This is a genomic window from Plantibacter sp. 2H11-2 (genome assembly GCF_050031945.1).
Classification (GTDB): domain Bacteria; phylum Actinomycetota; class Actinomycetes; order Actinomycetales; family Microbacteriaceae; genus Plantibacter; species Plantibacter auratus.
Map to the genome: position 1 here is coordinate 14,708 of NZ_JBNBBL010000013.1, position 24,249 is coordinate 38,956.

Sequence of the window (24,249 nt, forward strand, 5' to 3'; positions counted from 1 at the left end):
GCGACATGACGCAGTCAGCAGGCGGCAGCGGTGGCGGGATCGTGATCGAGGGGCTCACGCTCGGCTTCGGTCGCGGCGCAGCCACGAAGCAGATCCTCCGCGGCATCGACCTCGAGGTCCCCGCCGGTCGCATCACCGGGCTGGCCGGTGAGTCGGGGTCCGGAAAGACCATGACCGGACTCGCGATCTGCGGGCTCCTGCCGGCCGGCGCTGACCTCGGTGGCAGCATCCGCTTCGACGGTACCGAACTCGTCGGGCTCAAGCAGCGCACCATGAACCGGTACCGCGGCACGGAGATCGCGATGATCTTCCAGGACCCGACCGCGAGCCTGCACCCCATGCTCACGGTCGAGGCCCAGCTCGTCGACCACTACCGGCACCACACGGGAGCCTCGAAGGCGGCCGCCCACGCGCGGGCGCTGGAGATGCTCGGACTCGTCGCCGTCCCGAACCCGGAGGCGGCGCTGCGCAAGTACCCGCACCAGTTCTCGGGCGGGCAGCTGCAGCGCATCGCGATCGCATCGGCGCTCATGTGCGAGCCGTCCGTGCTCATCGCCGACGAACCGACGACAGCGCTCGACGTCACCGTTCAGGCCGGCATCCTCCGCCTGCTGCGGAAGCTGTGCGACGAGCTCGGGATCGCGATCATCCTCGTCACCCACGACCTCGGAGTGATGTCGGCGCTCGCCGACACGATCGCGGTCATGCGGCTCGGCGAGATCGTCGAGCACGGCAGCCGGTACCAGGTCATCACCGATCCGCAGCACGAGTACACCAAGGCGCTCATCGACGCGCTGCCCGACACGGGAACGGAGGCGGCGTCATGACGCTGCTGCACCTCGACGACGTCCACGTGACGTACAAGCTGCCCGGTCGCGGCACGCTGAACGCGGTCGACGGCGTGAGCTTCGACCTCGAGCCGCGACAGGTGCTCGGCCTGGTGGGGGAGTCGGGCTGCGGCAAGTCGACCCTCGCGCGAGCGGTCTGCGGGCTGGAACCGACCTCGGGTGGCGCGATCACGTTCAACGGGACGCCGATCGGCAAGCTGGGTCTCCGGAAGCGCGCACCGGAGCTGCTGCGGATCCAGATGGTCTTCCAGAACCCGTACGCCTCGCTGAACCCGCGCCGCACGGTCGGGAGTCAGATCGAGGACGGCCTCCGGGTCAACCCGGTGCGCGACGCGTGGGACGTCGGTCAGCTGCTCGAGCACGTCGAACTCGACGCCGCCAGCCGCACCCGCTACCCGCACCAGTTCTCGGGCGGCCAGCGGCAGCGCATCGCGATCGCCCGGGCCATCGCGGCGGGCCCCGAGCTGCTCATCGGTGACGAGCCGATCGCGTCGCTCGACGCCTCCCTGCAGGCACGGGTGGCGAAGCTCATGCGGAAGCTCGCGGTCGAGACCGGCGCGGCGCTCCTGTTCATCAGCCACGACCTGTCCGTCGTGCGGGTCATCGCGGACGACGTGGCGGTCATGAGCGCCGGTCGCATCGTCGAGCACGGTCCGGTCGACCGCGTCTGGTCCGACCCGCAGGACGCCTACACGCAGCGGCTCCTCGCGGCGATCCCGGTCGTCGACGGACTCGGCACCCTCCCCGGCGCCTAGCCGGACCCCTGCTCCGTCCCTGTCTCAGGAGCGCCTCGGCGTGTCGGGTCCCCCGCGCTCGACACGCCGAGGCGTTCCTGAGTCAGGGAACCGGTCAGCGGAGGGTCGGCGGGCCGACCGGGCCGGGGGAGTCGTCGATGAACGGGCGGTCGATCGTCTCCCGGACGAGCAGTTCGAGGAGGCGGAACGCGCCGACCGCCGCGAGCTGGACGAGGAGGAGCGGTCCGAGGAGCGCACCGGCGTACGGCAACCAGACGAGGAGTCTCCGTTCCTCCCGCCAGCACACGGCGAGGACCGCGGGTGCCATCGCGAGACCGAGCCACCCGGGCGTCGGAGCGCCGAGCACGGGCGTGACGAGTCCGATCGTCGCGACCCAGACGGCCAGGACCCCGAGGACCGACTGCCCGATCAGTACGGCGGCGATGCCTGGAGCGTGCCTGACGTACCGCTCGACCGACACGACCGCCCACATGAGCCAGGCCCGGAGGAGCGGCACCCGCTGCTGGCGGAGTCCGACGCGGAACTGTCGATCGTCCTCGAACCGCTGCTCGAGTGCTTGGTCCGCCGGGAGCCCGTGTGCGAGGAGCGCCCGGTGGTCGTGCACGACGGCCGGCGCGGACTGCCGGCCGTAGCTGCCGATGAAGCTCCACAGGACGCCCGGGACGGACGCGAGGTCGGTCCATCCCTCCGTGCGGCCGCCGTCGTGCCCGCCGTCGTGCCCGCCGTCGGACGCCGGTGCCCACACGACGGGACCGTCAGGGGCGTGCTCCTGGAACCCGATCCGCCGTTCGAGCCGGAACCGGCGTCCGGTCGGGGGGATCTGCGCCAGATCGATCCGCTGCAGCGGCTGCTCATCGTCGTCGAGGTAGGGCATGCGGACATCCTCCCGCAGCCCACCGTCAGGTGTGAGTCCCCTGGATGTCGGCTCGTGACCTTGCTCACGAGTTTCCCGCGTCGTAGCGTGGCGTTCCGTTGCCGTTCAACCGAGTCTGGTCAGATGGTCAAACAGCTGCGATGCGGTTCGGAGAGCATCGCTCGAACGAGAGTTGTCACGTGAGTCTTCGCACGGCCGAGTACCCGAGGCCCGATCACTTCCTGCTCCATGTGAGCGACACGCACCTCCTCGCCGGCGGGGGGAGCCTCTACGACAGCGTCGACAGCGAGACGCATCTGCGTCGCCTGTTCGCCGAGTTCGAGGCGTCCGGCGGTCGGCCCGAAGCGATCGTCTTCACGGGTGATCTCGCCGACAAGGGCGAACCCGACGCGTACGACCGCATCCGCTCGATCGTCGAGCCGGTCGCCGAGCGCCTCGGATCGCAGATCATCTGGGTGATGGGCAACCACGACGACCGCCAGGCGTTCCGGGCCGGGCTGTTCGGTGAGGTGCCGACCACCCGCCCGGTCGACCGCGTCTACGACGTCAACGGCCTCCGCGTCATCACCCTCGACTCGAGCGTGCCCGGTCACCACCACGGCGAGATCTCGGACGAGCAGCTCGACTGGCTCGCCGAGGAACTCTCGACGAAGGCGCCTCACGGCACGATCCTCGCGATGCACCACCCGCCCGTCCCGAGTGTGCTCGACCTCGCCGTGAGCGTCGAGCTCCGGGATCAGGCGAAGCTCGCCGAAGTGCTCGAGGGATCCGACGTCCGGAGCATCATCGCCGGTCACCTGCACTACTCGTCGACCGCGACGTTCGCGGGCATCCCGGTGTCGGTCGCCTCGGCCACGTGCTACACGCAGGACCTCAACGTGCCCGTCGGCGGGACGCGTGGTCGCGACGGCGCGCGGGCGTTCAACCTCGTCCATGTCTACGGCAAGACGGTCCTGCACTCGGTGGTGCCGCTGGGTGAGACCCCGCCGCTGCACTACATCGACGCCGAGGAGAGTGCACGCCTGCTCGCTCGCGACGGCATCGAGCTGCCCCTGTCGGACACGGTGTCGGTGCAGCCGGAGCCGCCGCTGACGATGCCGATCGGCGTCCTCGTCTAGGGCTGCACCTCCCCGGTCCCTGAGCTCGCCTCCGGTCCCTGAACTTCCCCCGCTCCCTGAGCCTGTCGAAGGGCGTCGCCTTGCCCCGCTCCCTGAGCCTGTCGAAGGGCCGCAGCCCGGCGGGTCCGCCGTTCCGGGAGCCTCCCCGGTCCGACGCGCCTATCGTGGACGGATGACCTCCCCAGAAGCACCCCGCACCGCACTCGTCGTCGGCGCCAGCGGCATCACCGGTTCCGCGATCGTGTCGCAGCTCCTCGCTGACGGTGGCTGGCGGATCCTCGCCCTCGCTCGCCGAGCGCCGGCGGCCCACCCGCAGGTCGAGCACGTCGCGGCCGACCTCCGGGACGCGGACGACCTCGCGCGCGCCCTCGGCGGCACCGGCGTCACCCACGTGTTCTTCACCGCCTGGTCACGTCAGGACACCGAGGCCGAGAACATCCGGGTCAACGGCGGCATGGTCCGCGACCTGCTGGCAGCCCTCTCCGCCGAGCCCGTTCAGCACGTCGCCCTGGTCACCGGCCTGAAGCACTACCTCGGCCCGTTCGAGGCCTATGCGGCGGGCGAGATGCCCGACACCCCGTTCCACGAGGACGAGGACCGACTCGACACGCCCAACTTCTACTACGAGCAGGAGGACGAGCTCTTCGCCGCGGCTGCGCGAGCGGGGTTCACCTGGTCGGTACACCGCTCCCACACCGTGATCGGACATGCGGTCGGCAACGCGATGAACATGGCGTCCACGCTCGCGGTGCAGGCGGCGCTCTGCAAGCGGCTCGACCGACCGTTCGTGTTCCCCGGTTCCGAGACCCAGTGGAACGGCCTCACCGACATGACCGACGCCGGACTCCTCGCCGAGCAGATGCTCTGGGCTGCGACCTCACCGGCCGGTGCGGACGAGGCGTTCAACATCGTCAACGGCGACGTCTTCCGCTGGCGCTGGATGTGGCCGCGACTGGCTGCGCACCTCGGCGTCGAGCCGCAGGGTTTCGACACCGAGCCTCGTCCGCTCGAGCAGCAGATGGCGGGCGCCGAGGGCACCTGGGCCGAGCTGGTGGCCGAACACGGTCTCGTCGAGGCCGACCTCTCCCGCGTGGCGTCGTGGTGGCACACCGACGGCGATCTCGGCCGGGACATCGAGGTCGTCACCGACATGAGCAAGAGCCGACTCGCCGGCTTCACCGGCTACCGGCGGACGCTGGACGCCTTCATCGCGATCTTCGACCGCCTCCGCGCGGAGCGCATCGTCCCCTGACCGGCCCCGGTCCCCGGGCGCCCTTCCGGTCCCTGGGCACCCGTACGGTCCCTGAGCCTGTCGAAGGGCGGTGGCCGTCTCGGTCCCTGAGCCTGTCGAAGGGCGGTCAGCTGAGCTTGGCGGGCTCGATCTCGAGGGCGTTCGGCACGGCGGCCTCGCGCTCCCACGGGGCCGGGAACGGGAAGTACCGCTCGAGGAAGTCGATCACCGCGGTGGTGCGCTGCTCCACCGAGATCTCCGGCCGGCTGCCGTCGTTCAGGCAGAACATGTCCTGGTCGCGTCGCTTGAGGAGTCGCTCCATCTGCCCGAGCGACTGCTTGAGCGTCGTCTCGATGTAGCGGACCTTCGCCTGGGTCTGCTGCACCGCGCGACCCGTCATGAGGCCGTAGTAGTGGTAGAACGAGTTCGTCACCGAGATGTTGTCCGCCGCACGGAACGCGCTGTGGGAGGTCGCGCGGAACTCCTCGGCGAACTCCTGCTCCATCTCCGCCATGATGCTCCGGCGGAGGGGCGCGGCGCAGTGCTCGAGGTGACGGGTGGTGACGCGTCCGAAGCGCTCGTGCAGGAGCCGACGGTTCACGCGGGCCGCGTTCTCGAAGCCGCTGCGCGAGGGGTCGTTCGCCCCGAGGCCGATGCGGGTGGTCGCCTCCACGAACTTGCTGATGCCGCCCGGTGAGAAGAACAGTTCGGGACTGATCGGTCGGCCGAGGAACATGTCGTCGTTGGAGTAGAGGAAGTGCTCCGACAGCCCCTCGATGCGGTGGAGCTGGCTCTCGACGGCCATGGAGTTGTGCGTCGGCAGGGCGTCGAGGTCGCCGAAGAACTCCTCGCTGCGAACGATGGTGACCTTCGGGTGCTCCGCCAGCCATTCGGGCGCGGGGGAGTCGGTCGCGATGAAGATGCGTCGGATCCAGGGGGCGAAGGTGTGCACGCTGCGGAGGGCGTACTTGAGCTCGTTGATCTGGCGGAAGCGGGCGTCGGAGTCGTCGCCGTCGCCGACGACGTAGCTCTGCATCCGCTTGGCGCGGGCGCGCTGGAACTCCTCGGAGGAGCCGTCCACCCACGAGAAGACGAGGTCGATGTCGAAGGTGACGTCGCTCGCGAGCGCGCCGAACATGTGCTCGAGCGTCCGCCAGCTGCGGCCGTAGCGTTCGACGGTCGTCTCGACGGCCTCCGTCCGTGGCATGTACGTCCGCATGAGGACGTTCTCCACGGGAGCGGTGATCTCCTCGTCGCCGAAGCGCCAGAGTTCGAGCTGCAGGGCGGTCTCCATGCCGTAGCGGAGGCGGCCGAGCGGTTCGATGCGCGGCCGGTACAGCCGGAACACCTCGGCCTTGCGGGCGCCGGTGAGCAGGCCGTCGGAGAGGAGGTGAGGATCGCCGGCCGGCTTCACCGTCGACATGCGCGCTTTGAGCGGCACGCTGTAGAAGGGCTCGTCGGCGAACGCCTCCGCGAGTGCGGTCTGCAAGCGCTTGCGCAGGGAGCGGTCGACGACGATGACGGGGCGGTCGTGCTCGCCCCGGATGAGGAGGTATTCGATCTCGGCCGCGTCGAGCACGTCGGCGACGGCGAGCAGGTCCTCCACCATCGACTGCTGTGGGGTCAGATGACCGTTGATGAGGGTGTACACGCCCTTGCGCTGCACGACGTCGGGGCGGTCGAAGCGCTGCGATCGGGAGCCACCGGTCACGAGGACGAGCTCAGGGGCGGTGGTGAACGGGAGTTCCGGCGGAATCGGGTCCTTCGCGGTACTGGTGAAGGCCGTCGGTGCCTGAGTGCCGACGGTTGGCCGCTGGTCGTCGAGCTCGTTCGTGATCGTGTCCGCCTCTGGTCTGCTGGGGAGTGGGTTCATCGTTATTGTACGGCCGTCGCCCGGGACCGCTCGCGGCTTGACGGCGATGGCCACGGAGCGCCGTCCGGCTACGATTGACGACATGGTGAGCGTGGCGGAATCCTTGGTGCGCCTGCAGGACCTGGCCTCGTCGCCCGTGGTCGCTCGGGTGGCGTCGGCGTTCGCCGAAGCCGGGTACGAACTGGCCCTCGTCGGCGGACCGGTTCGCGATGCGATGCTCGGTCGCACCGTGAGCGACCTCGACTTCACGTCGAACGCCTCGCCCGACCAGATCCTCGCGGTCCTCAAGCCGATGGCGAGCGCCTGGTGGGACGTCGGGCGCGACTTCGGGACGATCGGCGCGAAGGTCACCGTCACCGACGACGGCGGCGTCGAGCACGCCGACACGGTCGAGATCACCACCTACCGGGCCGACGCCTACGACGGCGTGACCCGCAAGCCGGTCGTCGCGTTCGGCGACACCCTCGAAGACGATCTGCGCCGGCGCGACTTCACCGTCAACTCGATGGCGCTCCGCATCCCCGAGATCACCCTCGTCGACCCGTCCGGCGGCGTCGAGGACCTCGTCGCCCACCTGCTGCGGACGCCGAGCTCGCCCGAGGTCTCCTTCGGCGACGACCCGTTGCGCATGCTCCGGGCCGCGCGGTTCGCTTCGCAGCTCGGCTTCCGTCCCACCGACGACGTCATCGAGGCGATGGAGGAGCGTCGCGAGACCATCTCCATCGTGAGCCCTGAGCGCATCCAGGCCGAGCTCGGCAAGCTGCTCGCGACCGACCACCCGCGCGCGGGCCTCGAGCTGCTCGTCGACACTGGCATCGCCGACCTCGTGCTGCCCGAGCTGCCCGCGCTCCGGCTGGAGCCCGACGAGCACCACCACCACAAGGACGTCTACCAGCACTCGCTCACGGTGCTCGAGCAGGCGATCGGCTACGAGCACTCGCGGCACCCCGGCGAGGCGCCCGACCTCGTCCTGCGTTGGGCCGCGCTGCTCCACGACATCGGCAAGCCGGCGACGAAGAAGACCGGCCCCGGCGCAGCCGTCACCTTCTACCACCACGACCTCGTGGGTGCGAAGCTGGCGAAGAAGCGCCTCACCGCGCTCCGGTACGACGGCGACACGATCAAGAGCGTCGCGCGGCTCGTCGAGCTGCACATGCGGTTCTTCGGGTACTCCGAGGGCGTGTGGGCCGACTCCGCGGTGCGGCGCTACGTCCGCGACGCCGGTCCGCTGCTCGAGCGGCTGCACATGCTCGTCCGCGCCGATGTCACGACCCGCAACCGGCGCAAGGCCGACCGCCTCGGCTTCGCCTACGACGACCTGGAGCAGCGCATCGTCGAGCTCCAGGAGCAGGAGGAGCTCGAGTCCGTCCGGCCCGACCTCGACGGCAACCGCATCCAGGAGGTGTTGGGCATCGCACCCGGTCGCGAGGTCGGCGAGGCGTACCGCTGGCTACTGGAGCTGCGCCTCGACGAGGGCCCGCTCGGCGAGGAGGAGGCAACCCGCCGCCTCCTCGACTGGTGGTCCTCCCGGTGACAGCCCCACCTGCCCGCGAACTGTCACAAACGCACGGTCAGACGGCGTCACACTGACCGTTTCTGACAGCTCGCGAGCGTTCAGACTGAACTGCTAGCCTCCCTGAGGTTCACGGAACGAAGGATTCTCATGCTCAAGCGCCACGCCGCCCTCGCGATCGCGGCCGCCTCCGCCCTGATGCTGAGCGGTTGCGCCGCCGGATCCACGGAGCGCACGACGGTCACGGTGCGCGTCTGGGATGCCGCCGTCGCCGACGCCTATGAGACCTCGTTCGCCGCCTTCGAGCGAGAGAACCCCGACATCCGTGTCCGCGTCGACGTCGTCGAATGGGCGGACTACTGGACGAAGCTCCGCACCGACGTCGCGGCGGACACCGCTCCCGACGTCTTCTGGTTGAACAACTCCTACCTCGCCGGGTACGCGGACAGCGGGAGCGTGCTCGACGTCGGGCAGACGCTCGGCAAGGACGCCTCGAAGGACTGGGCGCCGAGCGTCGTCAGCCAGTTCACCCGGAACGACAAGCTCTGGGCCGTCCCGCAACTGTCCGACGCCGGCATCGCGGTCTACTACAACGCCGACCTCCTCGACGCGGCCGGCGTGAAGCCCGCCGAGCTCGAGGAGGCGACGTGGTCGCCCGACGCGACGAAGGACACCTTCCTGCCCCTGGCGAAGAAGCTGACGAAGGACGCGGCCGGGGTCTCGGCCGACCAGCCCGGCTTCAACCCGGCGGCGCCCGCGACCTACGGCACCGGCCTCGGGTACGACCTGCAGGCCGTGCTCCTGCCGTTCATCGGCTCGAACGGCGGGAAATACCAGGACGGCGACGACTTCGCGTTCAACGACCCGAAGACGAGCGAGTCCGTCAACTACCTCGTCAACGCGATCAACGGTGCCAAGGTCGCCCCACCGGCCGCTTCCACGAACGCCGACGGCGACTTCTCCCGCGACGCCTTCCTCCAGGGCAAGGTCGCGATGTTCCAGTCGGGGCTCTACAGCCTGAAGGCCGTGCACGACGGTGCCGACTTCCGCTGGGGTGTCGCCGAGCTCCCGGCCGGCCCTGCGGGCAAGGTCAGCGTCACGAACGGGATCGCCGCAGCGGGCAACGCGGCCACGAAGCACCCCGACCAGGTGAAGAAGGTGCTCGCCTGGTTGGGCAGCACCGAGGGCAACGCCCCCGTCGGTTCGTCCGGCTCGGCGGTCCCCGCCGTCACCGCGGCCCAGAAGCAGTACTTCGACTACTGGAAGGGCCAGGACGTCGACGTGCAGCCCTTCTTCGACGTGATCGCCGACGACGCGAAGACCATCGCGCCGCCGACGGGTGCCGGGTACGCGAAGGGACTCGCCGCCTACGACCCGATCTTCAAGGAGATCTTCGCGGGCACGACGCCCGTCGCCGACGGTCTCAAGAAGGCGCAGGAGGCGGCCAACGCCGCCATCAACGACTGAGTCCGGGCGCAGGGTATCGCAGGGCATGATGGACCATCATGCGGATCCTCATCGCGAGTCACCTCGAGCCTGAGTACGTCGAGGCGATCGGCGCCTCCCACCCGGATGTCGAGGTGCTGTACGACCCGACGCTCGTCGCGGTCCCGCAGTACGTCGCCGATCACCGTGGGCCGGCACCCGAGCTGTCCGCAGCGGACCAGCAACGGTGGGCGGACATGCTCGCCCGGGCCGACGTCGCGTTCGACTTCGACTGGCAGGACCCGGCGGCACTGCCGGAGCGCGCCCCGAACCTGAGATGGATCCAGGCGACGAGCGCCGGCATCGGTGCGTTCATGCGCCGGACCGGACTCGACGGCAGCGGCATCACCGTCACGACGGCGGGCGGCGTGCATGCCGTCCCACTCGCCGAGTTCGCCCTCACCGGGGCGCTCTTCGTGGTGAAGGGTGTTCCGTTCCTCCAGCGACGGCAGCGTGAGCGCCGGTTCGAGCGGTACACGACCAGGCAGCTCGCCGGGATGCGGGTCACGGTCGTCGGCGTCGGCGGCATGGGGTCGAACGTGGTGCGGACCTTCGACGCCATCGGCGCACGGGTGACCGCGGTGGGTCGGGTCGGTGGCACCTATGAGCTCCCCGACGGCGTCGAGCTGAGCGATGTGGACCGGCTCGACGAGGTGCTGCCGGGCACCGACGTGCTCGTCCTCTGCACGGCGCTCACGCCCGAGACCGAGAACCTCATCAGCGCCGACCGGATCGCACTCCTGCCCGACGGCGCCGCCATCGTCAACATCTCCCGAGGGCAGGTCGTCGATGAGGACGCGCTGATCGAGGCACTTCGGTCGGGCAAGCTCGGTGGCGCGGCGCTCGACGTCTTCCGCGAGGAGCCGCTGCCCGCGGACTCACCGCTCTGGGGCCTCGACAACGTCCTCATCTCGCCCCACTCGGCGTCCACGGTCGAGAGCGAGAACGCGACGCTCACGGCACTGTTCATCGAGAACCTCGCCCGCTACCGTGCAGGCGGACCGCTGCTGAACCGGTTCGACGCCGAGCGCGGGTACTGACCGACCCCGGCCATCGGGGCGTCGAGCCCGGGATCTCGGTGGCGTCCGAACCTGGCGAAACGCGCGGTCATTGCGCTAGAGATGTCGCTCGCGCACGTTTCGTGCTCGTAACGAATCTGCACCGGAAGGCTTCTCGGTTTGAGGGATTTGTTCGGAGCGTGCTGTAATCCTCTACAAGCACGTGCGAAGAACCTGCACACAGCCGTGCCGTCTCTCACACACAGAAAAACGAGGTCGACATCAATGTCATCCCCACGTAGTGGATTCCGGAAGAGCGCCGTCGCGCTCGCGGGTCTGTCCATCACCGCCCTCGCCCTCGCCGGCTGCGCCGCCGGTGGCAGCGGCTCCAGCAGCGGTGCCAGCGGCACGATCGTCATCGGCACGACCGACAAGGTCACGACGCTCGACCCGGCCGGATCGTACGACAACGGCTCCTTCGCCGTCATGAACCAGGTCTTCCCCTTCCTCCTGAACACGCCGTACAACAGCCCCGACGTCGAGCCCGACATCGCCGAGTCGGCCGAGTTCACCTCGCCGACCGAGTACACGGTGAAGCTCAAGAAGGGCCTCAAGTGGGCCAACGGCAACGACCTCACCTCCTCGGACGTGAAGTTCAGCTTCGACCGTCAGCTGGCCATCGCCGACGACAACGGCCCGTCGTCGCTCCTCAGCAACCTCGAGAAGACCGACGCGCCCGACGACCTCACCGTCGTCTTCACGCTGAAGACCGAGAACGACCAGACCTTCCCACAGGTGCTCTCGAGCCCCGTCGGCCCGATCGTGGACGAAGACGTCTTCTCCGCCACCGAGGTCACGCCCGACAACGACATCGTCAAGGGCAAGGCGTTCGCCGGCCAGTACACGATCGACAGCTACAAGTTCAACGAGCTCATCTCGTACAAGAAGTACGCCGACTACCAGGGCCTCCTCGGCGAGGCGAAGAACGACACCGTCAACGTGAAGTACTACACCGACGAGTCCAACCTGAAGCTCGACGTCAAGCAGGGCAACATCGACGTCGCATCGCGCAGCCTCTCCGCGACCGACATCGAAGACCTGAAGAAGGACAAGAACGTCAAGGTCGTCGACGGCCCCGGTGGCGAGATCCGCTACTTCGTCTTCAACTTCGACACGATGCCCTACGGAGCGACCACTGCTGACGCCGACCCGGCGAAGGCGCTCGCCGTCCGCCAGGCCGCTGCCGACCTGATCGACCGCGCTGCGATCGCCAAGGACGTCTACAAGGACACCTACACGCCGCTCTACTCCTACGTGCCCGCCGGCCTGACCGGTGCCACCGAGTCCCTCAAGGGCCTCTACGGCGACGGCGACGGCGGCCCGGATGCCGCCAAGGCGAAGGAGACGCTCGAGGCAGCCGGTGTGACCGTTCCGGTCGCGCTCAACCTCCAGTACAACGGTGACCACTACGGTTCCGGCTCCGGCGACGAGTACGCGCTCATCAAGGACCAGCTCGAGGCCGACGGCCTGTTCACCGTCAACCTGCAGCAGACCGAGTGGGTGCAGTACTCGAAGGACCGCACGACGGACGTCTACCCGGCGTACCAGCTGGGTTGGTTCCCGGACTACTCCGACGCGGACAACTACCTGACGCCGTTCTTCGCCACGGACAACTTCCTCGCGAACCACTACGACAACCCGGCCGTCAACGACCTCATCAACGAGCAGCGCTCGACGACGGACGCGGACGCACGGACCAAGCTCATCGAGCAGATCCAGGACACGGAGGCGGCCGACCTGTCGACCATCCCGCTGCTCCAGGGCGCTCAGGTGGCGGTCGTCGGCAAGGACATCGAGGGCACCGTCCTCGATGCGTCGTTCAAGTTCCGCTACGCCCCCATCACCAAGGGCTGAGTAGCCTGACCAACTGATAGCCGACTATGGTGAGTCGGACGTCGCGATCGGGGTGGCTCCACAGAGCCGCCCCGATCGTCTGTCCGGGCTCTACCGAGTCGGTGATCGAGGAGGATCCACTGCAATGACGGCAGCTGTCGCAACCCCACCCCCCAAGGCGGCCAGACGTTCCGGAGGTGGCGGACTCTGGCGGTACCTCGTCATCCGCTTCCTGCTGATCATCCCGACGGTGTTCATCCTCGTCACCATGGTCTTCTTCCTGATGCGCCTGACCGGTGACCCGATCACCGCGGCGCTCGGAGGTCGCCTCCCAGCCGACCAACTTGCGGAACGCATCAGCGCCGCCGGCTACGACCGGCCGCTCTTCGTCCAGTACTTCGAGTTCCTCGGACAGATCGCCGTCGGCAACTTCGGCACGACGATCTCCGACAACCGCCCGGTCATCGAGGTCCTCCTCACCTACGGCTCCGCGACCCTCGAACTCGCGATCTACGCCCTCATCGTCGCGTTCATCGTCGGCATCCCGCTCGGCATGCTCGCCGCCGCCCGCCGCGACCGCTGGCAGGACGCGGGCCTCCGCGTCTTCGCGATCCTCAGCTATGCCACCCCGGTGTTCTTCGCCGGCCTGCTGCTCAAGCTGGTCTTCTCCGTCTGGCTCGGGATCCTCCCGGTCGCCGGTCGAGCGAGCACCGGCACCGAGCTGACGCTCCAGACCATCTCCAACCCGTCCGGCATCTACCTGATCGACGCGATCCGCCTCGGCGACCCGACGGCGATCAGCGACGTCCTCGCCCACGCGGTGCTCCCGGCGATCGCCCTCGGCCTGTTGACGGCCGGGGTCTTCCTGCGGCTGGTCCGCACCAACGTCATCGGCACGCTCGGTTCCGGCTACGTCGACGCGGCCCGGTCGCGCGGCGTCAGCGAGTTCCGGCTCGTGACGAAGCACGCCTACCGTCCGGCGCTCATCCCGATCATCACGGTCATCGGCCTGCAGATCGCGCTCCTCCTCGCGGGCGCGGTCCTCACCGAGACGACGTTCGAATGGAAGGGCCTCGGCTTCATGCTGAGCGAGTACCTCAAGGCGCGTGACTTCGTCGCCGTCCAGGGGATCGTCGCGCTGCTGGCCGTCATCGTCGCCCTGACCAACTTCATCGTCGACATCATCGCGGCGATCATCGACCCGAGGGTGAGGTACTGAGCATGAGTGCTCCGACAGCCACCACCGCCGTGCAGACCGCGCCAGCGAAGCGTCCGCTGCGCGACCGCCTGCCCGTCGTGAAGCAGTTCCGCCAGTCGGTCGGGCTGCAGCGGGCGATGCTCGTCATCGGTCTCGTCGTCACGGGCGTGTTCGTGCTCATCGCGATCCTCGCGCCGCTCGTCGCGCCCTACCGGTTCAACCAGCTGCGCGGCGACGACGGTTCGTTCGGCACGCAGCAGGCGCCGAACGCGACGAACCTCCTCGGCACGACCGTCGGCGGGTACGACGTCCTGTCCCGGGTGCTCTGGGGCGCCCAGACCGCGCTCTTCGTCATCGTTTCCGCGATCATCCTGTCGATCTTCATCGGCGTCCTGCTCGGGCTCGTCGCCGGGTACTTCGGTGGCTGGCTCGACCGCGTGCTCGTGGTCGTGTGCGACGCGGTCTACGCCTTCCCGTCGCTGCTGCTCGCGATCGTCATGTCGATCGTCATCAGCCGGGGCCAGTCGAGCCTCTGGGGCGGCATCCTCGCCGCCGCGATCTCGATCACCGTGGTCTTCATCCCGCAGTACTTCCGGGTGATCCGCTCCGAGGTCGTGCGCATCAAGAGCGAGGCGTTCGTCGAGTCGGCGAAGGTCATCGGTGCGTCGAGCTCCCGCATCATGTTCCGTCACGTGCTGCGGAACGCGACGCGGACCCTGCCGCTCATCATCACCCTCAACGCCTCCGAGGCCATCCTCACGCTCGCGGGGCTCGGCTTCCTCGGGTTCGGCATCGAGCCGACTGCGGCCGCGGAGTGGGGCTACGACCTCAACCGGTCCGTCTCCGACGTCACGAGCGGGATCTGGTGGACCGCGCTGTTCCCCGGCCTCGCGATCGTGCTCGTCGTGCTCGGCATCACGCTCGTCGGTGAGAGCCTCAACGATCTGTCCGACCCGCGTCTGCGCAGCCGTCGTCGGGTCGGCGCGTCGAGCGGGTCGGTCGCTGCGACGTCGAGCATCACGACCACCGGCGGCACGCCCGACAGCCCCGGTGGCGCCGGGATGATGGACGCCGAGTCGCTGGGAGCCGTGAGCGACGCCGCGGCGGACAGCGATCAGGAGAACCGACGAGAGGACGAGCGCTCATGAGCGAGTCGACGCCGACCACCGGTCCACGCGACCTCGGCACCAAGGACATCGTCAGCATCCGCGACCTCGGGGTCTCGTTCTCGACCGACGCCGGCGCGGTGAAGGCGATCAACGACATCTCGCTGTCGGTCGCACCGCGCGAGATCGTCGCGATCGTCGGTGAGTCCGGCTCGGGCAAGACGGTCACGGCCAAGACCATCCTCGGTCTGCTCCCGGAGACGGCCACGGCCTCCGGCGCGGTCGTCCTGCGCTCGCGCGACGGTTCGACCGAGCAGGACGTCGTCACGGCGTCGGCGGAGCAGCTGCGGTCCATCCGCGGCAGCGACGCGGCGATGGTGTTCCAGGAGCCGTCCACGGCCCTCAACCCCGTCTACAAGGTGGGGTGGCAGATCGCCGAAGGTCTCCGCGCGCACGGGTCGTACACGAAGGCCGAGGCGCGGGCCAAGGCCATCGACATCCTGCGTCGCGTCGGCATCCCGGAGCCGGAGGAGCGGGTCGACTACTTCCCGCACCAGTTCTCCGGCGGGCAGAAGCAGCGCATCGTCATCGCGATGGCGCTCGTGCTCGACCCCGGACTGATCGTGGCCGACGAGCCGACGACCGCGCTCGACGTCACGGTGCAGGCGGAGATCCTCGACCTCCTGCGTCGGTGCCGCGACGAGTTCGGGACGGCCATCGTCCTCATCACCCACAACATGGGCGTCGTGGCCGACCTCGCCGACCGCGTCGTGGTCATGTACCAGGGCGACATCGTCGAGGAGGCTCCCGTCCAGGAGCTGTTCTCCTCACCGAAGGCCGAGTACACGAAGAAGCTCCTGTCGTCGGTGCCGCACGTCGGCCGCGGCAAGAGCTCCGCGCCGGCCGAGGTCGAGCGCGGGAAGCAGCTGCAGCTCGGTGAGCCGGTGGTGGTCGCGAAGGGGCTCGAGATCGAGTACCCCGGCCGCTTCGGTCGTGCCGGGTTCCGGGCGGTCAAGGGCGTCGACTTCACGATCCACGCGGGCGAGGTCCTTGGCCTGGTGGGGGAGTCGGGGTCGGGCAAGACCACGATCGGCCGCGCGATCGCCGGCCTCACCAAGGTGACCGGCGGCTCGCTGTCGGTGCTCGGTGTGGAGATGAACCGGGTGAAGGAGCGCGAGTTCGCCCCGAAGCGTCGTGAGATCGGGTTCGTGTTCCAGGACCCGGCGACGAGCTTCAACCCACTGCTCACGATCGCGGAGTGCGTGGCGGAGCCGCTCATCGTGCACGGCCGCTTCGGCGACGCACGGGCGGCCCGACGCCGGGTGGACGAGCTCCTCGAAGCGGTCCAGCTGCCGAAGGCGTTCGGCGACCGGTTCCCGCACGAGCTCTCCGGAGGTCAGCGGCAGCGCGCTTCGCTCGCGCGGGCGTTGGCGCTCGAACCGGCACTGCTGGTCGCCGACGAACCGACCTCGGCGCTCGACGTGTCCGTGCAGGCCCGCGTGCTGGAGCTCTTCGCCGAGCTGCAGCGTGAGTTCGGGTTCGCGTCGCTGTTCATCAGCCACGACCTCGCCGTCGTCGACATCCTCGCCGACCGCATCGTCGTGCTGTATCGCGGCGACATCGTGGAGGAGGGGCCCGGCTCAGCGGTGCTCGGTGCGCCGAGCGACGTCTACACGCGTCGTCTCCTCGCGTCTCTCCCCGTGCCCGACCCGGCCGAACAGGCCGTGCGTCGCGAGGAGCTCAAGCGCCTCCGCGCCTGACAGCAGGAGATCTGGACGAGGGCAGGATCGAACGTCGCGTTCGGGTCCTGCCCTCAGTCGCTTCTCCTGTTGCCAAGCGGTGGTCTGTGACCTCAGCCGAGCTTGACGGCGGTGCCGTAGGCGACGACCTCCTGGTAGTTCTGGCCGACCTCGGCCGCGTCGAACCGCATCGCGAGTACCGCGTCGGCTCCGAGCGCGGTGGCCGCCTCGATGAGTCGCTGCTTCGCTTCCTCGCGGCTCTCAGCGAGCTGCTTGGTGAGCCCGGAGAGCTCACCGCCCAGCAGTGCCTTGAAGTTGGCGCCGAGTTGCACGCCCGCGTTGCGTGCACGGACCGTGAGTCCGGTCACCTCGCCCAGCACCTCGGTGACCTGGCGGCCGGGGACATCGTTCATCGTCGAGATCAGCATGCTCGCAGTCTGGCACCGCTGCGCCCGCCCCCATAGGGGGGATGTCCCGGGTTCCAATCGCTTCATGGGAACGATGAAGTCAAAAATATTTAACTCGACTTACATCTCATATTCCTTTATTGTCATGGCAACCTGGAAGTTCCAGGAGAACTGGGGTTCAAGATGAGGAAAGTATTCGTGCGTGGCGGTATTACTGGAGCGGCGGTGGCCGCACTCGTGGTTTTCGGGGCGGCCTTCCCGGCGCATGGCGAGACAAGTGAGCCCGCGCAGCTCGCCGCCTCATCGCCGTCGAGCGGCCTCCCAGCAGGGGAAATCGATCAGGATACCGTCGCAGCTGCTGTTGCGAACCTTGAGGTTTCGGACTTCGAACGCGCGACCACCATTGACGGTTCATCAGTCATCACCACATATGACTTGGGATCCGGGATTAAGTTGGCCGTTTCTCAGGACCGATCGCGTCTCGGTGGCGGCTGGGGGCCTTACGGGCTGTATGTGGATCTAAATCGGACAGATCAAGGGATCATCGCTAGCGGCGGTGCCGGTGCTCTGGCGGTTACGCTGTGCGCATTGCCCGGCGTTGGCATTCCGCTCTGCGCAGTAGCTACCGGGGTCTTCGTTGCAGCGGCAGCCGCTATTGCCGCTCATGGTCTATGCGGCAATGTGCTTCGTATCCACGTTCAGCAGCTCGGATATCCGCAGTGCGTGTGAAATCCCGCCGCGAGCCGCTGCAGATCCGACGCGCTATGACCGCCGGAATAGTGTCCAGCGCGGTTCTGATTACCGTGGTCGGTCAGAACCTGACGTATACCCCGGCGGAATATGCGGCAGTTGCGGGCGGAGTCGGTGTTCTGCTTCTCGCTTGTTATCTCGTCCTGAGGTGGATCAACGAAACCCGCTCGAGATGATCGCGGCACACGCATCGTGAACCCGGCGGCCGGACGGAGGGCCTTTCCTTCGTTCGGCCGCTGGGTTGCGTCGGGCGAGGTCGGCGGGTGACGGCAGACTGGGGTGGTGCACATCGTCCTCCAGCAGCTCGACGGCGCCCGTGTGCGCGTCGTGCACCTCGAGGACCGTCCCACTTCATCCGGCGAGCCACCTCCGGTATCCGAGACCACCATCCCGCGGGCCGACCTCGCGGCCTTCGTCCGGCGTCTCGAAGCCGAGCCGAATCCGCCGCGCTGGGTGTGGGACGACACCACGCTCTGGTACCCGGCGCTCCTCGCCGCGGGTGTCCGGATCGCCCGCTGCGTCGACCTCCGGCTCTCCCACAACCTCCTCCGCAACGCCGCCTTCACCGCCGACTCCGCACTCGCGACGGCTCCGGCCGGCCCGTGGGACGAGGTCCTCGACCCGCGCGTCGCCCAGCGTGCGGAGGCCGTCGGGACCCTCTTCGACCTCGACCTCCCAGGCGGCGAACGCGATCCCGTCGCCGAGTTCACGCTCCAGCGTGATGCCGTCGACGGCGCGACACCGCAGGGACGCTCGCAGCTCGGACTCCTCCTCGCCGCCGAGTCCGCCGGTGCCCTCATCGCCACGGAGATGACCTTCGCCGGTCTCCCGTGGGACGCCGAGGCCCACGACCGCATCCTCGCCGACGCCCTCGGCCCCAAGGTGCCGCCCGGTGTCCGTCCGGCGAAGCTGGCCGCGGTCCTCGAGGAGGTCAAGGCCGCCCTCGGGGTGCAGGACCTCAGCCCTGAGTCGCCTGGCGAACTCCTCAAGGCCCTGCAGCGTGCCGGCATCAACGCGACGTCCACCCGGCAGTGGGAGCTGCAGGAGATCGAGCACCCCGTCATCGAGCCACTGCTCCGGTACAAGAAGTTGTCGCGTCTCCTCACCGCGAACGGTTGGACGTGGGTCGAGACCTGGGTGAAGGACGGACGCTTCCGTCCCACCTACGTTCCCGGCGGGGTCGTCACCGGCCGCTGGGCGTCCGACGGTGGCGGTGCCCTCCAGCTGCCGCACCAGGTCCGCGGTGCCGTCCTCGCGGACGAGGGGTGGCGCTTCGTCGTCGCCGACGCCGCCCAGCTCGAGCCACGCATCCTCACCGCGATGTCCGGCGACCGCGCGATGGCCGATGCCGGACGCGGCGTCGACCTCTACCAGGGCATGGTCGACGTCGGCGCGGTCGACACCAGACCACACGCGAAGATCGCGATGCTCGGTGCCATGTACGGCGCGACGACGGGGGAGAGCGGGCGCCTCCTGCCCCGGCTCACGCGGGCGTTCCCTCGGGCGATCGAGTTCGTCGAGACGGCCGCCAGGGCCGGTGAACGCGGCGAGCGGGTCAGCACCCGACTCGGTCGGACCTCTCCGCTCCCCGGTGCCGACTGGCGGGAGATCCAGTCGGCCGCCTCGATGGAGGGGGCGAACGCCGCCGCGACCCAACGCGCCCGCATGGAGGCGCGCAGCTGGGGTCGCTTCACGCGCAACTTCGTCGTGCAGGGCACAGCCGCCGAATGGGCGCTGTGCTGGATGGCCGGCCTCCGGACACGGCTGCAGGCGCTCGCCGCAGAGACGGTCGGTCCGGCGGCCGCGCTCACCGAGTCGGCCCACCTCGTCTTCTTCCTCCACGACGAGATCGTCGTCCACTGCCCCGAGCACCAGACCGAGCGGGTCGTCGCCCTCGTGCGCGAGGCGGCTGCTGAGGCCGGTCGCCTGATCTTCGGCACCGCGCCGGTCGAGTTCCCGGTCACCACCGCCGTCGTCACCTCCTACGCCGACGCCAAGTAGCCCGCGAACTGTCAGTAGATGCGGGTGTGCGCGGCCCGCACTGTTCCGAAGTGACAGTTCGCGAGCCAGGCCGGACTCAGCCGCCGGTGATCGCCCGGACCGCGTCGCCGATGATGAGGTACCACCCGTAGACGGCGAGGGCGAGACCGATGAGCCACCACCATCCCGTCCGCCGGGACAGACGTCTGCCCTGCCCGGCCACGCCCCGAGGCGGACGGATCAGCGGGAACGAACCCGGCATCGTCGCCGCGTCGACCGGTTCCAGTCGGCGATCCCGCCAACGCTCCCACTGCGTGATGCGCTCGGTCAGGATGTCGACGACCGACATCAGCCACCTCCACACCTCGGGGTCGAGGGTCGAGAGGTCCTTGGGCGAGTAGAGGAACAGATGGTCGTCGACGATCTCGACATCGAGCTCGGCCACCGTGTCGATGAACCTCGCCATGATGTCGGGCGTGAAGAGGTACAGGGCGTCGGTCTCGTACCCGCGCGGGCAATACAGCTCGAAGTGGCGGTCGAAGTCGCCTTCGAGTGAGAGCCGCTGATCCTTGGCGTAGGTGACGGGCAGACGGGGGTGCAGGAGCGAGTTGTTGCCGACGGCGTCCAAGACGATGTGGGGGAGCGCCACCGGCAGCCGGAGTGCCACATACCCCCAGCGGTGCTCCTTGCGATTCCGCCCCGAACCGACGATCGTGCGCAGGTTCCCGACGGACAACGGCGACCTGCCGCCCCGCCACAGCAGGTCCCTGACCACGCTCGTCCCACCCATCGTGAAGATCAGGCCGGGCAACGCCACCGGTATGGCGAACGGTCGGTAGCTCAGTCCGTTCGCCCGCGCGAACCGGTCCAGCCGGTACTGGCGGACGCCACTGCGTCGTCGGACCGTGCGCGCCAGCAGGACGAGCATGCCGACGGGCAGTGCGAGGTAGGGCAGGAGGATCAGGGCCGACCAGTCCCATGGCTCGTCCGGCATCGAGCCGTCTTCGAGCACGAACCACCAGGCGGAGAGGAAGAGGACCGGCAGCACAGCCACCACGACGGCGGGCCAGATCGCGGCCATGAGTGGTGGACGGACCTCGCCCGGGAGGCCCGCGCGGTACTCGCGGAGTGCGCGTCGGTCGATCCGTTCCGTGAGTGGTCGCGTGTCCAGCGTCGAGGTTCGAGTCGTCGGAGCGGTCATCGCACGTGCGGTGTTCCGTGGGGTACGGGCGCGGGCGTCATCGTCGCGGGCGTCCGGCCAGGGCGGTTCGCGGCGACCGTGAGTGCCCGGCCGGCCGCGTGGACGAGGGCCTCGAGCGGACCGCGACGCTTGGTGAGGGCGATGATCCAGCCGAGGACGAGCGCGCCGGCGACGTGCATGAGCCAGAGCTGCGGGCTCGAGATCAACCACGCCGTGTCGGCATACGTCCCCACGATCGCGGCGATCAAGGCGCCCACCGACGCCATGAAGACGTGCGCCGAGTAGACGGTGAGCGGCGCGGCCCCGGCCACGGTCGCCGGCAGGAGTGCGAGCGACCAGCCGCGGTTCAGGACCGTACCGAGCGCCAGGCACAGGCCGATGACGACCGCCGCGATCCCGATCGTGAAGACGAGGTCGAGCGTGGTGCCCGAGTGCGGGGCGCGGGCGACGAGCCACCAGAAGGACTCCGTGGGGCTCGTGCCGTACATCCCTTCGGCGAGGGCGTCCTCGACGGCGGTGATCGTCGTCGGATGGGGCTCGAGGCCGCCGGTCCAGGCGCGCGCGATGCCCTGGACACCGCCGACGGGACCGAGGAGCAGGGCGGCGAGGCGATCTGCGGCGATGGCGACGACGAGTCCGATCGCCGCAAGCCGGAGTGCGAACCGCCGCAGGGTCCCGTTCGCCCGAGCATCCATGAGCAGCCGACCGACCGCCATCCCGACGAGGACGTAGACGATCCAGGTGAGCGCCGGGTAGACCCCGGTGAGGAGCAGCCCGCGGGCGAACCCGCCACCCGAGACGTCGAACCAGGATGCACTGCCGATCTCGGGGGAGTCCACGCCACTCAGCGGCACCCGGAGCGCCTGCGAGCAGATCGGCCAGACCACCGCCCAGACGGCTGCGACGATCAGCAACGTGCGCGGACGCCACGTGACGGCCGGGATCGCGAGCCAGAAGGTCACGCCGTAGTAGGCGATGATCACGTAGATGCCGCCGGGCAGGACGCCGAGCGTGAGACCGAGGACGAGCAGGGCGAAGCCGCGTCCGAAGAGGTTGAGGCGCGCTGCTGCGGGAGAGCCGGCGGCGAGGTCGCGGCGGCTCGTGAGCACGATCCCGATCCCGGCCAGCACCGCGAACAGGGCCGCGGCCTTGCCCGAGAGGACCTCCGTGATCGGCGTGTGTCCACCGGTCGCAATGTCGAACGCCCAGACGTGCGTGGCCATCATGCCGATGAGCGCGAGGAACCGCGCGAGATCGAGACCGAGCAGTCGGTCGGCGCGCTGTCGGCTGGCTGGGGTGCTCATCGGGTCCAGCATCCCACGCGTGGCGACTTCGCGACAGGCCCGCGGTGGCGGTACGGGCTCTCGTCCGGTACGCTGTGAAGGTTGCCCGGGTACGTCCGCTCTGTTCTCACCCGATCGCAACGATGCTTACACCCTCCTGCCACAGAAAGTCTGTGGCCGTTCGAGTCCGAAGGAGGTGGGTTAGTGACGCATCAGTACGAACTCATGGTCATCCTCGACCCCGAGATTGACGAGCGCACGGTTGCACCGAGCCTCGACAAGTTCCTCAACGTCATCCGCAACGATGGTGGAACCATCGACAAGGTCGACATCTGGGGCCGTCGTCGTCTCGCTTACGAGATCAACAAGAAGACCGAAGGCATCTACGCCGTCGTGGACTTCACTGCATCGAGCGCTGCCACGCAGGAGCTCGACCGTCAGCTGAAGCTCTCCGAGGCCGTCATGCGCACCAAGGTGCTGCGTGCCGAAGAGGCCATCGCTCAGGTCGCCACCGAGACGAAGCGCAGCGAAGAGAAGGCCGCCCGCAAGGCTGCCGCCAAGCCCGCTGCTGCTGTCGCCGCGGCTCCCAAGGCAGACGCGGCTCCGGCTGCGGCTGAGACCAAGGAAGCCTAGGGCTCATGGCCGGCGAGACCGTCATCACCGTGGTGGGCAACCTGACCAGCGATCCGGAACTGCGTTTCACGCAGAACGGCCTGGCTGTCGCCAACTTCACCATCGCTTCCACGCCGCGCAACTTCGATCGCGCGACGAACGAATGGAAGGACGGCGAAGCGCTGTTCCTGCGCGCGAGCGTCTGGCGTGAATTCGCCGAGCACGTGGCCGGATCGCTCACCAAGGGAAGCCGCGTCATCGCGACCGGGCGTCTCAAGCAGCGTTCCTACGAGACGAAGGAAGGCGAGAAGCGGACTTCGATGGAACTCGAAGTCGACGAGATCGGCCCTTCGCTCCGGTACGCGACCGCGACCATCAGCCGTGCACCCTCGGGTGGCGGCGGCGGTGGTCAGCAGCGCGGCGGCGGAGCTCCGCAGGTGCAGCAGAACGAGCCCTGGGCTCAGAGCGCACCCGCAGCTTCCGGCGGCAACGGCGGTGCAGATGCCTGGAACACTCCGGGCAGCTACAGCGACGAGACCCCCTTCTAAACAGATTCGATCGGTCCGGTTCTGCCGGCTAGCCGATCACTCCATTCACACGCAAAGGAACAACCATGGCTGGAAAGTCGAGCGGCGACCGCCGCAAGCCTGCCCGCGGTGCTAAGGGCGGCAAGAACGTCGCTCCCGCGAAGGCGATCCGCGTTGGTGTCATCGATTACAAGGATGTCGCCACGCTTCGCAAGTTCATCTCAGAGCGGGGAAAGATCCGCGCTCGTCGTATCACCGGTGTCAACGTCCAGGAGCAGCGACTCATCGCACGTGCGGTCAAGAACGCACGCGAGATGGCGCTCCTGCCCTACGCCGGCTCTGGCCGCTAGGAGGCGCCGCACATGTCGAAAGTGATTCTGACGCACGAGGTCTCCGGCCTCGGCTCCGCTGGTGACGTCGTCGACGTCAAGAACGGCTACGCTCGCAACTTCCTCGTGCCCCAGGGTTTCGCGACCCCGTGGACCCGCGGTGGCGAGAAGCAGGTCGAGCAGATCAAGTCGGCCCGCGCTGCGCGCGAGCACGCCACGATCGAAGAGGCCCAGGACCTGAAGGCTCGCCTCCAGGCCACCAAGGTCAAGCTCACGGTCAAGACGGGTGGCGAAGGCCGTCTGTTCGGTTCCGTGAAGCCTGCCGACATCGCGAAGGCCGTGGCGGAAGCCGGGCTGGGCGAGGTCGACAAGCGCAAGATCGAGATCCACACCCCGATCAAGTACGTCGGCGAGCACGAGGCCACCATCAGCCTCCGCGACGAGATCGTCGCCACGATCACCCTTCAGGTGGTCGCGGCCAAGTAGTACCCGCCGTGCGGTGTCGGACCTTCTGGTCCGGCGCCTCATG

At 68.7% G+C, this 24,249-nt stretch carries 22 protein-coding genes; 17 read left to right on the forward strand and 5 right to left on the reverse strand.

Annotated elements, in window-relative coordinates; all coding sequences use genetic code 11:
• Positions 1 to 5 precede the first annotated feature (5 nt).
• Together ACQG07_RS18290 and ACQG07_RS18295 are read left to right on the forward strand one after the other, a co-directional pair.
• The gene (locus ACQG07_RS18290; protein ID WP_274498834.1) at positions 6 to 827 is read left to right on the forward strand and encodes an ABC transporter ATP-binding protein; all 822 of its coding nucleotides are present in this window, start codon (positions 6 to 8) and stop codon (positions 825 to 827) included.
• Positions 824 to 1,603 (forward strand): ABC transporter ATP-binding protein, encoded by a 780-nt coding sequence (locus ACQG07_RS18295; RefSeq protein ID WP_079003721.1) that lies wholly within the window; start codon positions 824 to 826, stop codon positions 1,601 to 1,603. The genes ACQG07_RS18290 and ACQG07_RS18295 overlap by 4 nt, the downstream gene beginning before the upstream one ends.
• Positions 1,604 to 1,697: 94 nt before the next feature.
• Here ACQG07_RS18295 and ACQG07_RS18300 read toward each other — a convergent pair whose 3' ends face one another.
• Positions 1,698 to 2,477, reverse strand: coding sequence for a DUF1353 domain-containing protein (locus ACQG07_RS18300; RefSeq protein WP_426739050.1), 780 nt, complete (start codon positions 2,475 to 2,477; stop codon positions 1,698 to 1,700).
• Between the two features lie 140 nt (positions 2,478 to 2,617).
• Here ACQG07_RS18300 and ACQG07_RS18305 point away from each other — a divergent pair, with 140 nt between their 5' ends.
• The gene (locus ACQG07_RS18305; protein ID WP_426739051.1) at positions 2,618 to 3,595 is read left to right on the forward strand and encodes a phosphodiesterase; all 978 of its coding nucleotides are present in this window, start codon (positions 2,618 to 2,620) and stop codon (positions 3,593 to 3,595) included.
• 172 nt (positions 3,596 to 3,767) lie between these two features.
• A complete protein-coding gene (locus ACQG07_RS18310; protein WP_426739052.1) occupies positions 3,768 to 4,847 on the forward strand; it encodes an SDR family oxidoreductase in 1,080 nt (359 codons plus the stop codon).
• A 106-nt stretch (positions 4,848 to 4,953) separates the two neighbouring features.
• Here ACQG07_RS18310 and ACQG07_RS18315 read toward each other — a convergent pair whose 3' ends face one another.
• Positions 4,954 to 6,699 carry a stealth family protein gene (locus ACQG07_RS18315; protein ID WP_426739053.1) on the reverse strand — a complete coding sequence of 582 codons (1,746 nt, stop codon included), beginning with the start codon at positions 6,697 to 6,699 and terminating at the stop codon, positions 4,954 to 4,956.
• A gap of 82 nt (positions 6,700 to 6,781) precedes the next feature.
• On the opposite strand from ACQG07_RS18315, the gene ACQG07_RS18320 reads away from it, so the two are divergent.
• From ACQG07_RS18320 to ACQG07_RS18350, 7 genes are all read left to right on the forward strand, one after another.
• Positions 6,782 to 8,233 carry a CCA tRNA nucleotidyltransferase gene (locus tag ACQG07_RS18320; RefSeq protein WP_274498829.1) on the forward strand — a complete coding sequence of 484 codons (1,452 nt, stop codon included), beginning with the start codon at positions 6,782 to 6,784 and terminating at the stop codon, positions 8,231 to 8,233.
• Positions 8,234 to 8,362: 129 nt separating this feature from the next.
• A complete protein-coding gene (locus ACQG07_RS18325; RefSeq protein ID WP_194642820.1) occupies positions 8,363 to 9,679 on the forward strand; it encodes an ABC transporter substrate-binding protein in 1,317 nt (438 codons plus the stop codon).
• A gap of 38 nt (positions 9,680 to 9,717) precedes the next feature.
• Entirely contained in the window at positions 9,718 to 10,737 is a 1,020-nt protein-coding gene (locus tag ACQG07_RS18330) for a D-2-hydroxyacid dehydrogenase (protein ID WP_426739054.1), read from the forward strand.
• A 243-nt stretch (positions 10,738 to 10,980) separates the two neighbouring features.
• The gene (locus ACQG07_RS18335) at positions 10,981 to 12,609 is read left to right on the forward strand and encodes an ABC transporter substrate-binding protein (RefSeq protein ID WP_079704272.1); all 1,629 of its coding nucleotides are present in this window, start codon (positions 10,981 to 10,983) and stop codon (positions 12,607 to 12,609) included.
• Positions 12,610 to 12,733: 124 nt separating this feature from the next.
• The gene (locus ACQG07_RS18340) at positions 12,734 to 13,807 is read left to right on the forward strand and encodes an ABC transporter permease (RefSeq protein WP_124767788.1); all 1,074 of its coding nucleotides are present in this window, start codon (positions 12,734 to 12,736) and stop codon (positions 13,805 to 13,807) included.
• A gap of 2 nt (positions 13,808 to 13,809) precedes the next feature.
• Entirely contained in the window at positions 13,810 to 14,934 is a 1,125-nt protein-coding gene (locus ACQG07_RS18345) for an ABC transporter permease (protein ID WP_194642818.1), read from the forward strand.
• A complete protein-coding gene (locus ACQG07_RS18350) occupies positions 14,931 to 16,652 on the forward strand; it encodes a dipeptide ABC transporter ATP-binding protein (protein ID WP_229939146.1) in 1,722 nt (573 codons plus the stop codon). Before ACQG07_RS18345 ends, ACQG07_RS18350 begins: the two co-directional genes overlap by 4 nt.
• 92 nt (positions 16,653 to 16,744) lie before the next feature.
• Here ACQG07_RS18350 and ACQG07_RS18355 read toward each other — a convergent pair whose 3' ends face one another.
• Entirely contained in the window at positions 16,745 to 17,059 is a 315-nt protein-coding gene (locus tag ACQG07_RS18355) for a YbjQ family protein (RefSeq protein WP_064294105.1), read from the reverse strand.
• A gap of 162 nt (positions 17,060 to 17,221) precedes the next feature.
• On the opposite strand from ACQG07_RS18355, the gene ACQG07_RS18360 reads away from it, so the two are divergent.
• Together ACQG07_RS18360 and ACQG07_RS18365 are read left to right on the forward strand one after the other, a co-directional pair.
• Entirely contained in the window at positions 17,222 to 17,767 is a 546-nt protein-coding gene (locus tag ACQG07_RS18360) for a hypothetical protein (RefSeq protein WP_274498824.1), read from the forward strand.
• A 303-nt stretch (positions 17,768 to 18,070) separates the two neighbouring features.
• The gene (locus ACQG07_RS18365; RefSeq protein WP_274498823.1) at positions 18,071 to 19,789 is read left to right on the forward strand and encodes a bifunctional 3'-5' exonuclease/DNA polymerase; all 1,719 of its coding nucleotides are present in this window, start codon (positions 18,071 to 18,073) and stop codon (positions 19,787 to 19,789) included.
• A gap of 76 nt (positions 19,790 to 19,865) precedes the next feature.
• Here the strand turns inward: ACQG07_RS18365 and ACQG07_RS18370 are convergent, their stop codons facing one another.
• Both ACQG07_RS18370 and ACQG07_RS18375 read right to left on the reverse strand, forming a co-directional pair.
• The gene (locus tag ACQG07_RS18370; RefSeq protein ID WP_426739055.1) at positions 19,866 to 20,969 is read right to left on the reverse strand and encodes a hypothetical protein; all 1,104 of its coding nucleotides are present in this window, start codon (positions 20,967 to 20,969) and stop codon (positions 19,866 to 19,868) included.
• The gene (locus ACQG07_RS18375; protein ID WP_426739056.1) at positions 20,966 to 22,273 is read right to left on the reverse strand and encodes a heparan-alpha-glucosaminide N-acetyltransferase domain-containing protein; all 1,308 of its coding nucleotides are present in this window, start codon (positions 22,271 to 22,273) and stop codon (positions 20,966 to 20,968) included. Before ACQG07_RS18375 ends, ACQG07_RS18370 begins: the two co-directional genes overlap by 4 nt.
• Positions 22,274 to 22,477: 204 nt before the next feature.
• Here ACQG07_RS18375 and rpsF point away from each other — a divergent pair, with 204 nt between their 5' ends.
• The 4 genes from rpsF to rplI all read left to right on the forward strand — a co-directional run bounded on the left by rpsF (position 22,478) and on the right by rplI (position 24,206).
• Positions 22,478 to 22,885, forward strand: coding sequence for a 30S ribosomal protein S6 (gene rpsF, locus ACQG07_RS18380; RefSeq protein WP_194718777.1), 408 nt, complete (start codon positions 22,478 to 22,480; stop codon positions 22,883 to 22,885).
• A 5-nt stretch (positions 22,886 to 22,890) separates the two neighbouring features.
• Positions 22,891 to 23,412 (forward strand): single-stranded DNA-binding protein, encoded by a 522-nt coding sequence (locus ACQG07_RS18385; RefSeq protein WP_064295656.1) that lies wholly within the window; start codon positions 22,891 to 22,893, stop codon positions 23,410 to 23,412.
• Positions 23,413 to 23,477: 65 nt separating this feature from the next.
• Positions 23,478 to 23,741: a 30S ribosomal protein S18 gene (gene rpsR / locus ACQG07_RS18390; protein ID WP_056010351.1), complete on the forward strand. Its 264-nt coding sequence runs from the start codon at positions 23,478 to 23,480 to the stop codon at positions 23,739 to 23,741.
• A gap of 12 nt (positions 23,742 to 23,753) precedes the next feature.
• On the forward strand, positions 23,754 to 24,206 hold the full coding sequence (gene rplI / locus ACQG07_RS18395; RefSeq protein WP_056010352.1) for a 50S ribosomal protein L9: 453 nt from the start codon (positions 23,754 to 23,756) through the stop codon (positions 24,204 to 24,206).
• The last annotated feature ends 43 nt before the right edge of the window (positions 24,207 to 24,249 follow it).